This is a genomic window from Pseudarthrobacter xylosi (genome assembly GCF_055412765.1).
The window spans coordinates 854053-867839 of the sequence record NZ_JBVAYT010000001.1 but is presented as its reverse complement, the minus strand read 5'-3'; the positions used below and the strand labels follow the sequence as shown (position 1 = coordinate 867839).

Genomic DNA, 13787 nt, shown 5'->3' with positions numbered 1-13787 from the left:
TGTGTCTGTTGTTTGAGAACTCAATAGTGTGCCAAGTTTGTTGATACCAATTGTTTTATTGATTGGTTGTTTTGGCCAGGCTTGTCCACCCCGTGGATTGGGTCTGGTTTTTACAGCTGGTTTCAAATTTTGCAGCCTTCTTCTTCCGTTATTTCCGGGGGTGTTGGTTGTGTTCGTTTTTGTTTTACTTCAACGGAGAGTTTGATCCTGGCTCAGGATGAACGCTGGCGGCGTGCTTAACACATGCAAGTCGAACGATGATGCCAGCTTGCTGGTGGATTAGTGGCGAACGGGTGAGTAACACGTGAGTAACCTGCCCTTAACTCTGGGATAAGCCTGGGAAACTGGGTCTAATACCGGATATGACTCCTCATCGCATGGTGGGGGGTGGAAAGCTTTATTGTGGTTTTGGATGGACTCGCGGCCTATCAGCTTGTTGGTGAGGTAATGGCTCACCAAGGCGACGACGGGTAGCCGGCCTGAGAGGGTGACCGGCCACACTGGGACTGAGACACGGCCCAGACTCCTACGGGAGGCAGCAGTGGGGAATATTGCACAATGGGCGAAAGCCTGATGCAGCGACGCCGCGTGAGGGATGACGGCCTTCGGGTTGTAAACCTCTTTCAGTAGGGAAGAAGCGAAAGTGACGGTACCTGCAGAAGAAGCGCCGGCTAACTACGTGCCAGCAGCCGCGGTAATACGTAGGGCGCAAGCGTTATCCGGAATTATTGGGCGTAAAGAGCTCGTAGGCGGTTTGTCGCGTCTGCCGTGAAAGTCCGGGGCTCAACTCCGGATCTGCGGTGGGTACGGGCAGACTAGAGTGATGTAGGGGAGACTGGAATTCCTGGTGTAGCGGTGAAATGCGCAGATATCAGGAGGAACACCGATGGCGAAGGCAGGTCTCTGGGCATTAACTGACGCTGAGGAGCGAAAGCATGGGGAGCGAACAGGATTAGATACCCTGGTAGTCCATGCCGTAAACGTTGGGCACTAGGTGTGGGGGACATTCCACGTTTTCCGCGCCGTAGCTAACGCATTAAGTGCCCCGCCTGGGGAGTACGGCCGCAAGGCTAAAACTCAAAGGAATTGACGGGGGCCCGCACAAGCGGCGGAGCATGCGGATTAATTCGATGCAACGCGAAGAACCTTACCAAGGCTTGACATGAACCGGAAATACCTGGAAACAGGTGCCCCGCTTGCGGTCGGTTTACAGGTGGTGCATGGTTGTCGTCAGCTCGTGTCGTGAGATGTTGGGTTAAGTCCCGCAACGAGCGCAACCCTCGTTCTATGTTGCCAGCGCGTTATGGCGGGGACTCATAGGAGACTGCCGGGGTCAACTCGGAGGAAGGTGGGGACGACGTCAAATCATCATGCCCCTTATGTCTTGGGCTTCACGCATGCTACAATGGCCGGTACAAAGGGTTGCGATACTGTGAGGTGGAGCTAATCCCAAAAAGCCGGTCTCAGTTCGGATTGGGGTCTGCAACTCGACCCCATGAAGTCGGAGTCGCTAGTAATCGCAGATCAGCAACGCTGCGGTGAATACGTTCCCGGGCCTTGTACACACCGCCCGTCAAGTCACGAAAGTTGGTAACACCCGAAGCCGGTGGCCTAACCCCTTGTGGGAGGGAGCTGTCGAAGGTGGGACTGGCGATTGGGACTAAGTCGTAACAAGGTAGCCGTACCGGAAGGTGCGGCTGGATCACCTCCTTTCTAAGGAGCACCTACAATCACCGTGCCAGGCGTTATGTCTGTGTGGTGGGGTTGTCAGGAGTATATGCCCGTTGCGCAGACGCTAGTTCTGCGGCGGGTGCTCAAGGGTGGAATATCAACAAGTAGCGGCCGCGTGTTCTTTTCCTTGCCTAGTACGGATTCTCTTGTGAGGGGGTCTTGGAATGGTGGGGTGTGGGGATGGGTGGTTTAGTGTTTGGCACACTGTTGGGTCCTGAGGCAACAGGGCCGGCGAGGATGTGCTGGAACCCTTTTGGGGTTGTGGTGTGTTTTGTCGGGTTTGTTTGTTTCTGGTTTCCTGGCTGCATCGAGCGCGCACGTTTTTTGTGTGTGGGGTGTGTGGTTTGGGGTTGTTGTTTGAGAACTACATAGTGGACGCGAGCATCTTTTATAAGAAGCAATTTCCAAGAATATGAACCTGGATCTGTCCGCGCCTTTCGGGGTGTGGGTGGTTTCTGTGGTTCTCTCGAAAATTAGCGTTTTTGATCTTTTGTGGTCAAGTTTTTAAGAGCACACGGTGGATGCCTTGGCATTAGGAGCCGAAGAAGGACGTAGGAATCTGCGATAAGCCTGGGGGAGTCGATAACCGGACTTTGATCCCAGGGTCTCCGAATGGGGAAACCCCGCCAGGGGAGCGATCTGCCTGGTGACCCGCATCTGAACACATAGGGTGCGTGGAGGGAACGCGGGGAAGTGAAACATCTCAGTACCCGCAGGAAGAGAAAACAATAGTGATTCCGTCAGTAGTGGCGAGCGAACGCGGATCAGGCTAAACCGTTCCATGTGTGATAGCCGGCGGGCGTTGCATGGTCGGGGTTGTGGGACTTTCCATACCAGTTCTGCCGGATTGGTGAGGTGTGATGTGCAGGCATAGGTGAACGGTCTTGAAAGGCCGGCCAGAGAGGGTGTGAGCCCCGTAACCGAAATGTTTTGTACCGCCTGGAGAGTATCCCAAGTAGCACGGGGCCCGAGAAATCCCGTGTGAATCTGTCAGGACCACCTGATAAGCCTAAATACTCCCTAATGACCGATAGCGGACCAGTACCGTGAGGGAAAGGTGAAAAGTACCCCGGGAGGGGAGTGAAACAGTACCTGAAACCGTGTGCTTACAATCCGTCGGAGCATCTGCAGCTTGCTGTATGGGTGTGACGGCGTGCCTTTTGAAGAATGAGCCTGCGAGTTAGTGTTACGTCGCGAGGTTAACCCGTGTGGGGAAGCCGTAGCGAAAGCGAGTCTGAATAGGGCGTTGCAGTGGCGTGATCTAGACCCGAAGCGAAGTGATCTACCCATGGCCAGGTTGAAGCGACGGTAAGACGTCGTGGAGGACCGAACCCACTTCAGTTGAAAATGGAGGGGATGAGCTGTGGGTAGGGGTGAAAGGCCAATCAAACTTCGTGATAGCTGGTTCTCCCCGAAATGCATTTAGGTGCAGCGTTGCGTGTTTCTTACTGGAGGTAGAGCTACTGGATGGCTAATGGGCCCTACAAGGTTACTGACGTCAGCCAAACTCCGAATGCCGGTAAGTGAGAGCGCAGCAGTGAGACTGTGGGGGATAAGCTTCATAGTCGAGAGGGAAACAGCCCAGACCACCAACTAAGGCCCCTAAGCGTGTGCTAAGTGGGAAAGGATGTGGAGTTGCGAAGACAACCAGGAGGTTGGCTTAGAAGCAGCCATCCTTAAAAGAGTGCGTAATAGCTCACTGGTCAAGTGATTCCGCGCCGACAATGTAGCGGGGCTCAAGTACACCGCCGAAGTTGTGGATTTCAGATATTAGCTAAGCCGCCCCTTGTGGGTTGGTTCAGGCGTCTGGAGTGGTAGGGGAGCGTCGTGTGGGCAGTGAAGTCGCGGTGTAAACCAGCGGTGGAGCCTACACGAGTGAGAATGCAGGCATGAGTAGCGAAAGACGGGTGAGAAACCCGTCCGCCGAATGATCAAGGGTTCCAGGGTCAAGCTAATCTGCCCTGGGTAAGTCGGGACCTAAGGCGAGGCCGACAGGCGTAGTCGATGGACAACGGGTTGATATTCCCGTACCGGCGAAAAACCGTCCATGTTGAACAGGGGATACTAACCGCCCGATACCTGACCTATCGCCCTTTTAGGGTGTGCGGTTTTTGGTGGAGCGCGGGACCTGATCCTGGGAGGCAAGCGTATTAACAGGTGTGACGCAGGAAGGTAGCCAAGCCGGGCGATGGTTGTCCCGGTCTAAGGATGTAGGGCGAACGGTAGGCAAATCCGCCGTTCATGATGCCTGAGATCTGATGGGACCCCCTCACGGGGGGATTTGGTGATCCTATGCTGCCGAGAAAAGCATCGACGCGAGGTTTTAGCCGCCCGTACCCCAAACCGACACAGGTGATCAGGTAGAGAATACTAAGGCGATCGAGAGAATTATGGTTAAGGAACTCGGCAAAATGCCCCCGTAACTTCGGGAGAAGGGGGGCCCCAACCTTGAACACCACTTGCTGGTGGGAGGGGATCGGGGCCGCAGAGACCAGGGGGAAGCGACTGTTTACTAAAAACACAGGTCCGTGCGAAGTCGCAAGACGATGTATACGGACTGACTCCTGCCCGGTGCTGGAAGGTTAAGAGGACCGGTTAGCCTTACGGCGAAGCTGAGAATTCAAGCCCCAGTAAACGGCGGTGGTAACTATAACCATCCTAAGGTAGCGAAATTCCTTGTCGGGTAAGTTCCGACCTGCACGAATGGAGTAACGACTTCCCCGCTGTCTCAACCATAAACTCGGCGAAATTGCAGTACGAGTAAAGATGCTCGTTACGCGCAGCAGGACGGAAAGACCCCGAGACCTTTACTATAGTTTGGTATTGGTGTTCGGAGTGGCTTGTGTAGGATAGGTGGGAGACGTTGAAGCCCGGACGCCAGTTCGGGTGGAGTCATCGTTGAAATACCACTCTGGTCACTTTGGACATCTAACTTCGGCCCGTAATCCGGGTCAGGGACAGTGCCTGATGGGTAGTTTAACTGGGGCGGTTGCCTCCTAAAAAGTAACGGAGGCGCCCAAAGGTTCCCTCAGCCTGGTTGGCAATCAGGTGTCGAGTGTAAGTGCACAAGGGAGCTTGACTGTGAGAGAGACATCTCGAGCAGGGACGAAAGTCGGGACTAGTGATCCGGCGGTACATTGTGGAATGGCCGTCGCTCAACGGATAAAAGGTACCTCGGGGATAACAGGCTGATCTTGCCCAAGAGTCCATATCGACGGCATGGTTTGGCACCTCGATGTCGGCTCGTCGCATCCTGGGGCTGGAGTAGGTCCCAAGGGTTGGGCTGTTCGCCCATTAAAGCGGTACGCGAGCTGGGTTTAGAACGTCGTGAGACAGTTCGGTCCCTATCCGCTGCGCGCGCAGGAAATTTGAGAAGGGCTGTCCTTAGTACGAGAGGACCGGGACGGACGAACCTCTGGTGTGTCAGTTGTACTGCCAAGTGCACCGCTGATTAGCTACGTTCGGATGGGATAACCGCTGAAAGCATCTAAGCGGGAAGCTCGCTTCGAGATGAGATTTCCATACACCTTGTGTGTGAGAGGCCCCCAGCCAGACCACTGGGTTGATAGGCCGGATGTGGAAGCGAGGACTAACGACTCGTGAAGCTGACCGGTACTAATAGGCCGATAACTTACACCACACACCACCCCCGTAAACCTATTCAAAAGAGGTTTGCACCAGCGGGTGGTAAAAAGAAAACAAGACTGCTTGCGTCCACTATGTGGTTCCCAAACAACAAACCCGCTACCCGCGGCACTGTTGCACAGGAACAAAACACAACAACATAACAACACCACACCTGCCATAAACCGGCAGGAACATGGTTGTAACCAATAGATTTCCCACCCCACGGCACAGCCAACGGGTACGGGAGCAAGGGTTACGGCGGTCATAGCGTGGGGGAAACGCCCGGTCCCATTCCGAACCCGGAAGCTAAGACCCACAGCGCCGATGGTACTGCACCCGGGAGGGTGTGGGAGAGTAGGTCACCGCCGGAACATCATTAACGGTCGAGAGCCCCCCAACACACACGTGTTGGGGGGCACTCCCTTTTAACCACCCAAACACAAAAACCGGCACCACACACCCACCGCCCAGGCCGAACCACACCCGGCACCAAAGCACCTCAAAGCCACGGACCCACCCAGCCCGCACACCAGTGAAGAAGCGCGCAACCGCCCCACCCAGCCGCCGTCGTACGCCACACAGGCGCCACCCGGCGAAGTGATTGAGCGTCCGGGAGGCGAGCCCAGGACCTGATGGAGCGTCCGGGAGACGAGCCCAGGACCTGGTAGAGCGTCGAATAGACCCCTGCGGCGCCTGCTGGAGCGTCCGCTGTGGGCGCAATTCCCCCGGAAATCCCTGGAAAACCGGTGATTTTAGTCAAAAAGTCGCGGAAACACGCGGAATTTGCGGCCCTCGCGGGCCCAAGCTGGTAAGTTTTCGAAGAGTGGCTTGCACGCATGCCGCGTTCAGGCTCCAGAAATCGTGACCGTCCAGGAGGACATCAATGGCTAAGAACCGTAGTGAACTTGTTTCAGAGGTAGCAGGCAAGGCCGGCACCAGCCAGGCAGCCGTCAACTCCGTCCTCGATGCGCTGTTCGAGGTTTTCGAGACTTCCGTCGCCGCCGGCGAGAAGATCACCATCCCGGGCTGGCTCGCAGTTGAGCGCACCGACCGTGCAGCCCGCACCGGCCGCAACCCGCAGACCGGTGAGACCATCCAGATCGCAGCAGGCCACAGCGTTAAGCTGACCGCCGGCTCCAAGCTGAAGGCTGCAGTCGCCAAGAAGAAGTAGTCTTCTTCAGCAACAGCAGCAAAGAAGCGGCAACCTCAGGGTTGCCGCTTCTTTGCTTTAAGCCGATTCGCCGCGTGGGCACCCGTGGCGGACAATGGATAAGTGCCTTCTGCAGCAAAATTCCGTCCCACAGCACCCCAGCCAGGCCCCGTCGGGGGCGCTTCGGCCCGGGGTGGCGGCGTCTTGGGGATTTCCCGGCCGTGGCAGCTCGCGGGCCTCGCAGCCCTCTTCCTGGGACTGGTGGCGGCGCTCCTCTTCTCCGGCGCCGCTGCGGCCCGGGAGGTCTCTGACCCGGGAGCCCTGGTCCGGTGGGGGCTTCCCGTCAGCAAGGCCATCCACAACGTTGCACTGGCGACGGTGATCGGCGGCCTGATCTTCGCCGTTGGCATCCTCCCCAGATCTGCGGGTCCCCGGTCCCGGAGCCACAACGGCGACGCTCCGGAACATCCGGCCTTCGCCAGGGCTTTGGCCATTGCGGCCGCTGCGGGTGCAGCGTGGACGCTCTCAGCGGTGGCCGTACTGGTCCTCACCTACTCAGACGTTGCGGGACAGGCAGTCGGCGGCGACGCCGAGTTCACCCGCGCCCTGGTGTACTTCATGACGGACATCGAGACCGGCCGGGCTTGGCTGACAGTGACCATCATCGCGGCCGTGGTGACCACAGCGCTGTTCGGCGTCAGATCCCTGGGCGGCCTTGCGCTCACGCTGGTCCTCGCGCTGGCCGGGCTGGTTCCCGCCGCGCTGATCGGCCACTCCTCAAGTTCATCGGACCACGAAGGCGCCATCAACTCCCTGGGCCTGCACCTCGTGGGCGTCAGCGCGTGGGTGGGCGGCATCATCCTGCTGGCGCTGCTCTCCGGAATCCTGACCGGTTCGAAGCCCGCGGCCGCCACTGACATCACCGAACCGACACTGCGGCGGTTCTCCTCTCTGGCCGGCTTTGCGTTTGTGCTCGTCTTCGCCTCCGGCGTCATCAACGCCAGCATCCGCATCACCAACTGGGGTGACCTCTTTGGTTCTCCCTACGGCCAACTGATCCTTGCGAAGTCGACCGCCACCCTGGTCCTTGGCGGGATCGGCTTCATGCACCGGCAATGGGTCATCCCCCAGCTTGGCCGTAAAGGCTCGGCAATGTCTTCACGCCGAGTGCTGTGGCAGTTGGTGCTCGCGGAACTCCTCGTTATGGGCGCCACCTCCGGCGTTGCCGTCGCCCTGAGCCGATCGGCCCCGCCGCAGCCCACCACGTTTGCACCGGACGCGTCGCCGGCCTTCATTCTCACCGGCTACGAGCTGCCGCCTGAACTGACTCCGGAGCGCTGGCTGACGGAGTGGCGCTTTGACTGGCTCTGGGTGGCGGTGGTGCTCTTCGGGCTGGTGGCCTACTTCCTGGGCGTAGCCAAGGTGGTCCGACGCGGCGACAAGTGGCAGTGGTTCCGCGCCGTTAACTGGGTGATCGGCCTCTTGGTGCTGACCTACATCACGTCAGGGCCGCCGTCGGTCTATGGCAGGATCCTCTTCTCCGCACACATGGTGGACCACATGGCGCTGACCATGGTGGCTCCCATCTTCCTGGTGCTCGGCGCCCCGGTGACGCTGGCCCTGCGGGCGTTGCCTGCCCGCGGCGATGGCACCCGGGGCGCGCGCGAGTGGCTGCTCGTTTTTATCCACTCCAAGTTCTCCCAACTGGTCACGCACCCCCTCTTCGCCGCGGCCAATTTCGCGGGCTCCATCGTGCTGTTCTACTACTCGGATGCGTTCGGCTATGCCATGCGGGACCACGTGGGCCACGAGCTGATGATCCTGCACTTCACGCTCACGGGTTACATCTTCATCCTGACCATGATCGGCACAGACCCGCTGCCCCGCCGCGCACCGTATCCCATGCGCCTGCTCCTGCTGCTGGCGACCATGGGCTTCCACGCGTTCTTCGGCGTCGCGATCATGGGCGGCACCAGCCTGCTGGCGGCCGACTACTTCGGCAACCTTGGCCGGGCCTGGGGGCCGTCCGCCCTCCTGGACCAGCAAATGGGCGGCGCGGTGGCCTGGGGCATCGGCGAAGTGCCCACCCTCCTGGTGGCCCTCGGCGTCGCGATCATGTGGTCCCGGTCCGATGCCAGGGATTCCAAGCGGACCGATCGGGCGGCGGACAGGAATAACGACGCCGATCTCACTGCTTACAACGATATGTTTGCCAAATTGGCTGAACGCGATGCCCGATTGGCTGAACGCAACTCAAAGCTGGAAGGACGCTGATGAGCGAAACCGTACGCACCCAACTCCGGGTCCGCGCCTCCGAACTGGTGGGCCGCAACTGGCTCAACACCGGTGGCAAGTCGCTGGACCTCGAAGCCCTGCGCGGCAAAATCGTGCTGCTCGACTTCTGGACTTTCTGCTGCATCAACTGCCTGCACGTCCTCGATGAGCTGCGCCCGCTCGAGGAACAGTACGCCGATGTCCTGGTCACCGTTGGGGTGCACTCGCCCAAGTTTGAGCATGAAGCAGATCCCGTGGCCCTGGCCGCCGCCGTGGAGCGCTACGAAATCCACCACCCCGTCCTGGACGATCCCGAGCTGGAGACCTGGAAGGCTTACACGGCGCGCGCCTGGCCCACCCTGGTGGTCATCGACCCCGAGGGCTACATCGTGGCGCACCTGTCCGGTGAAGGCCACGCCGACGGCCTCGCTGTGCTTATCCCCGAACTGATCGCCGAACACGAGGCCAAGGGCACGTTGCACCGCGGCTCCGGTCCGTATGTGGCGCCGGAAGCCACCTCGGGCACACTGCGCTTCCCCGGCAAGGCACTGTTCCTGCCGGCCGGACGTGGTTCAGCCGGAACCGGTTCAGGCGCGCAGGGAACGCCCGACGGCGGGACTCCCGCTGCCGCGGCTACCGCCACCGGGGGTTCCTGGCTGGTAACCGACACGGGCCACCACCGACTCGTGGAGCTGGGCAACGACTTCCAGACGGTCCTGCGCACTTACGGTTCCGAGACCAAGGGACACGCGGACGGCCCGGCCGCCGCCGTCGACTCCGTCCACCCGACCGCACAGTTCAACGAGCCGCAGGGCCTCGTGCTGCTTCCGGAAGAGGTGGCAGCGAAGGCGGGCTACGACGTCGTGATTGCAGACTCCGTCAACCACCGCCTGCGGGGACTCTCGCTCACGGACGGCAAGGCCACGACGATAGTTGGCAACGGCGTGCAGCGCCTGCTCGAAACCGGCCCCGCGCGGGTGGACGAAGACGCTGCAGGTTTCACGGGCCAGCTCAGCGAGCACCCGCTGGAGGTGTCCCTCAGCTCGCCGTGGGACGTCGTCTGGTCCACCAAGCTCAACGCCGTGGTGATTGCCATGGCGGGCACGCACCAGATCTTCAGCTTCGAGCCCCTCACCGGCGCCGTGGCAATTATTGCCGGCAACGGACTGGAGGGCCTGCTGGACGGCCCCGCCCACGAAGCCTGGTTCGCGCAGCCCTCCGGCCTGGCCGAGGATGCCGACGGCAACATCTGGGTGGCGGACTCCGAAACGTCCGCCCTCCGCAAGCTGATCATTGACGACGGCGGCACGGTCACCGTGGAGACTGCCGTGGGCAAGGGCCTCTTCGACTTCGGCTTCCGCGACGGCCCCGCGTCCGAGGCACGCCTGCAACACCCGCTCGGCGTCACTGTCCTGCCTGACGGTTCCATTGCCATCGCCGACACCTACAACGGTGCCGTGCGGCGCTACGACCCCGCGGCAGGGACCGTATCCACGCTGGCCCGCGGACTCTCGGAGCCCTCCGACGTGATTGTGGACCACACACACGCCGCAGGCTCCGAACCGCTGCTGGTAGTGGTGGAGGCCAACAAGCACCAGCTGGTCTACGTGCCCATCCCCAAGGAAGCCCAGCAGGTGGATGAGGGCGCCTCGCAGACCCACCGGCCCAAGAGCCCGGTAGCCCCCGGGCTGCTCGAGCTGACAGTGCGCTTCACCGCCCCCACCGGGCAGAAACTCGACGACCGCTGGGGCGATCCCACGCAGCTGAAGATCTCCTCCACCCCGCCGGAGCTGCTCGTGGCCGGCGGCGGAACCTCGGTGGGGCTGCTCCGCACGCTGGAACTGGCTTCCGATGTCCCCGAAGGCATCCTGCACATCACCGCCCGCGCCGCGGCCTGCGACGGCCCGGAGGATGCGGACGGCGAGATCCCGGACCACGCCGCCTGCCACCTGTACCAGCAGGACTGGGGCATCCCGGTGCTCTTGACGGACGACGGCGACACTGAGTTGGTCCTGGACCTGCGCGGCATGGACTGATCACCGCCGCCGTGGTTTAGATCGAGAGGCTGCTTCCCGGGGTTTCACGTCACGGGAGGCAGCCTTCTGCGCACCGGGGACGGCCCGGGCGCTAGTAGCTCAGCAGCGGGGTGACCCTGATGGTGTCGCCGGCGACGTCCAGGCGGGTGGTGAAGCTGAAGTCCACCTCTTCGTTGAGCGGGAACCAGGCGCCGGTGAAGGAACTCTGCTGGACCGCCTCCACCTTGGCCTTCCCGTCGAGGGGAGCAACTACCCAGCGGCCGTCAAAGGGCTCGATGGAGATCTCCGGGTACTCCGTGATGGCCCATTTGATGGTGCCGTCGTCCACGTTGTTGGTGCTGGCGAAGTAGAAGGGGCAGTCCGGCTGCAGCTTTTGCTGCTTCACGGCTTCGGCGGCGCAGGTGTCCAGGAACTCCTGCACCTTCGCCCCCACATCCTTCCGCAGCTGGTCGGTTGCCTCGGTGAGCAGGTTCAACGGAGCCACCGGGACATCGCGGGATGTCACTGTGGCGCGGGTGGCGGGCGCAGCGAAGTATTCACCGTTCAGGGCGGCTTCGTATTCACCCGGATAAAACACGGCGAACGAATTCCTGCCTTGGGGCATATTCACCGGGACGCCGTTGAGGTTGGCTTCGCTGGCGTTCACCACTGTCAGGCCCACCGTGGGCAGCCGCGACGGCACAAACGCCCACGTATTAAAGAACAGCCATTCGGTTCCGGTCTTCTCCAGCAGGAACTCGGTGCGAAGCCTGCTGCCGTCGATCGTGTACTGCACGGGCACCATAACCTGGTTGCCCGTGCGTTCTTCCGCTTCGCCGATGGTGACGTTTGCCAGCCGGGAAGATGCCGTCTGTAGGGCGGTGCCGTCGAGCATGGCGGCGTTGCTGGGCGGCACAGTGGCCCGCAACAGGCCCAGCGCCTTGCCGCCGTCGCCCTCGTGGAGGGCGTCCAGATATTCCCGGACAGGCTGCTGTGGACTGGCCACCGTATTGTTCACCACGTTGACCCCAACGATGGCCGCGGCCACGGCAAGCATGAGGCCAAGCAGCCACCCTGCTGCCATCCTCACCAACGCCTGACTCATCTGCACTTCCCTTACGTTACCTGCAAGGCCGCTGAACACAGGTGTTGCCGCCGCCCCGTGTAGCTGGGTGCGGCGGCTTTCCTGACGCCCGACGGCGGGAAGTCCAGGGCGCGACATCGTCCGGTTTTGCCTACCGGCGGCGCCGGGACGAGGTGCCGAAGACGCCGCGGAGCAGCTCCCGGCCAAGCTGGGTGCCCATGGAACGGACCATGCTCTTCAGCCCGCCGCCCAATGCGCCGCCGAGTGCTCCGGTGAGGTCGCCCAGGATCCCGCCGCCGGCAGGGGCCGCAGGTTCCGGTGCACGCCGCGAGGGCGCATCAGAGCCGGCACCACGGTTGGGCGCCGGCGCGGGACGGCTGCTGGGCCGGCCCAGGATTTCCTCCTCGATCCTGCGGGCCTCGGCGTCGACGTCGGCCTGTCCCGAACCTGGCTGTCCCGAACCTGGCTGTCCGGAACCTGGCTGTCCCGAACCGGCCGGGCGAGCCCCCGGAACCGGCGGCTCGCCCGGGGCGGCTCCGCCGGTGGGAGCCGCGGCCTTGCCGGTGAGTTTCTCGTACGCGGAGACGTTGTCTACGGCGGTCCCGTACTTGGGCAGCAAGGCGGACCCGCCCACGGTGGTCTGGATAAGCTCCTCGGTGCTGGGGCCCATAACGGATTCCGGGGCGCGCAGGCGTGTGTGGGCAACCGGCGTCGGGGCGCCTTTCTCATTCATGACCGTAACTACGGCCTCGCCGATCCCCGCGGACGTGAGGGTTTCCTCAAGGTCGTAGTCACTGACCGGGAACGTGGACACGGTGGCTTTCAGGGCCTTGGCGTCCTCGGGCGTGAAGGCGCGGAGGGCGTGCTGGATGCGGTTTGCCAGCTGGCCCAGGACATCGGCGGGGACGTCCTTGGGGGTCTGGGTGACAAAGAAAATCCCCACACCCTTGGAACGGATCAGCCGGACAGTGGTGGTGATGGCGTTCAGGAAGGCCTTGGATGCGCCGTTGAACAGCAGGTGGGCCTCGTCGAGGAAGAACACCAGCTTGGGCTTGTCCAGGTCGCCGGCTTCGGGGAGGTCCTCGAACAGGTCCGCCAGCAGCCACATCAGGAAGGTGGAGAACAGCATCGGCTTGGTCTGCAGCGTGGGCAGCTCCAGGCAGGTGACGACGCCGCGCCCGTCCGGGGCGGTCCGGAGCAGCTCGGCCGTGTCGAACTCAGGCTCGCCGAAGAATCTTTCCAGGCCCTGCGCTTCCAGGTTCACCAGTTCGCGCAGGATGACGCCGGCGGTGGCCTTGGACAGGCCGCCGAGTTCCTCCAGCTCGTCCTTGCCTTCGTCCGAGGTGAGGAACTGGATGACCGCGCGGAGGTCCTTGAGGTCGATCAGCTCAAGGTTGTTTTTGTCCGCGAAGTGGAAGACCAGCTGGAGGCTGGACTCCTGGGTGTCGTTGAGCTCCATCACGCGCGAGAGCAGGATGGGACCAAACGACGTAATGGTGGCCCGGACGGGAATGCCGTTGCCGTCGCCGCCCAGGGCCAGGAACTCCACGGGGAACGTCTTGCCGGCCCAGGCTTGGCCGATGCTGTCGGTGCGTGCCTTCAGCTTCTCGCTGCCGGCGGCCGCCGTGGCCAGGCCGGAAAGATCGCCCTTGATGTCCGCGAGGAACACGGGAACTCCGGCCGTGGAGAGCTGCTCGGCCATCATGTGCAGCGTGACGGTCTTGCCGGTGCCGGTGGCGCCGGCTACCAGGCCGTGCCTGTTCATCATGGCCAGCGGCAGCCGGACCTGGGCTTCCTTGTGGAGTTCGCCGTCCACAATGGCGGCGCCCAGCTCGATGGTGGCGCCTTCCAGGGTGTAGCCCTTCTGGATGGTGGCGAGTTTTTCGGCGGTGGATTTGTTGGCCAT

5 protein-coding genes and 3 rRNA genes are annotated in these 13787 nt (G+C 61.7%); 6 read left to right on the top strand and 2 right to left on the bottom strand.

Annotated elements, in window-relative coordinates:
* The first annotated feature begins 189 nt into the window (after window positions 1-189).
* The 6 genes from ACZY1F_RS04060 to ACZY1F_RS04035 all read left to right on the top strand — a co-directional run bounded on the left by ACZY1F_RS04060 (window position 190) and on the right by ACZY1F_RS04035 (window position 10818).
* Window positions 190-1713: ribosomal RNA gene (locus ACZY1F_RS04060) — 16S ribosomal RNA — on the top strand.
* 512 nt (window positions 1714-2225) lie between these two features.
* Window positions 2226-5371: ribosomal RNA gene (locus tag ACZY1F_RS04055) — 23S ribosomal RNA — on the top strand.
* A gap of 241 nt (window positions 5372-5612) precedes the next feature.
* A 5S ribosomal RNA gene (gene rrf, locus ACZY1F_RS04050) occupies window positions 5613-5729 on the top strand.
* Together the 16S, 23S and 5S rRNA genes form the textbook arrangement of a ribosomal RNA operon.
* A 512-nt stretch (window positions 5730-6241) precedes the next feature.
* Window positions 6242-6529, top strand: a complete 288-nt coding sequence (locus ACZY1F_RS04045) for an HU family DNA-binding protein (protein ID WP_056341443.1) — start codon at window positions 6242-6244, stop codon at window positions 6527-6529.
* Window positions 6530-6631: 102 nt separating this feature from the next.
* Window positions 6632-8782 (top strand): bifunctional copper resistance protein CopD/cytochrome c oxidase assembly protein, encoded by a 2151-nt coding sequence (locus ACZY1F_RS04040; RefSeq protein ID WP_463940371.1) that lies wholly within the window; start codon window positions 6632-6634, stop codon window positions 8780-8782.
* Window positions 8782-10818 carry an NHL domain-containing thioredoxin family protein gene (locus ACZY1F_RS04035; RefSeq protein WP_463940370.1) on the top strand — a complete coding sequence of 679 codons (2037 nt, stop codon included), beginning with the start codon at window positions 8782-8784 and terminating at the stop codon, window positions 10816-10818. The genes ACZY1F_RS04040 and ACZY1F_RS04035 overlap by 1 nt, the downstream gene beginning before the upstream one ends.
* Before the next feature lie 91 nt (window positions 10819-10909).
* Here the strand turns inward: ACZY1F_RS04035 and ACZY1F_RS04030 are convergent, their stop codons facing one another.
* On the bottom strand, window positions 10910-11902 hold the full coding sequence (locus ACZY1F_RS04030; protein ID WP_463940368.1) for a hypothetical protein: 993 nt from the start codon (window positions 11900-11902) through the stop codon (window positions 10910-10912).
* 130 nt (window positions 11903-12032) lie between these two features.
* Entirely contained in the window at window positions 12033-13787 is a 1755-nt protein-coding gene (locus ACZY1F_RS04025; protein ID WP_463940367.1) for a helicase HerA-like domain-containing protein, read from the bottom strand.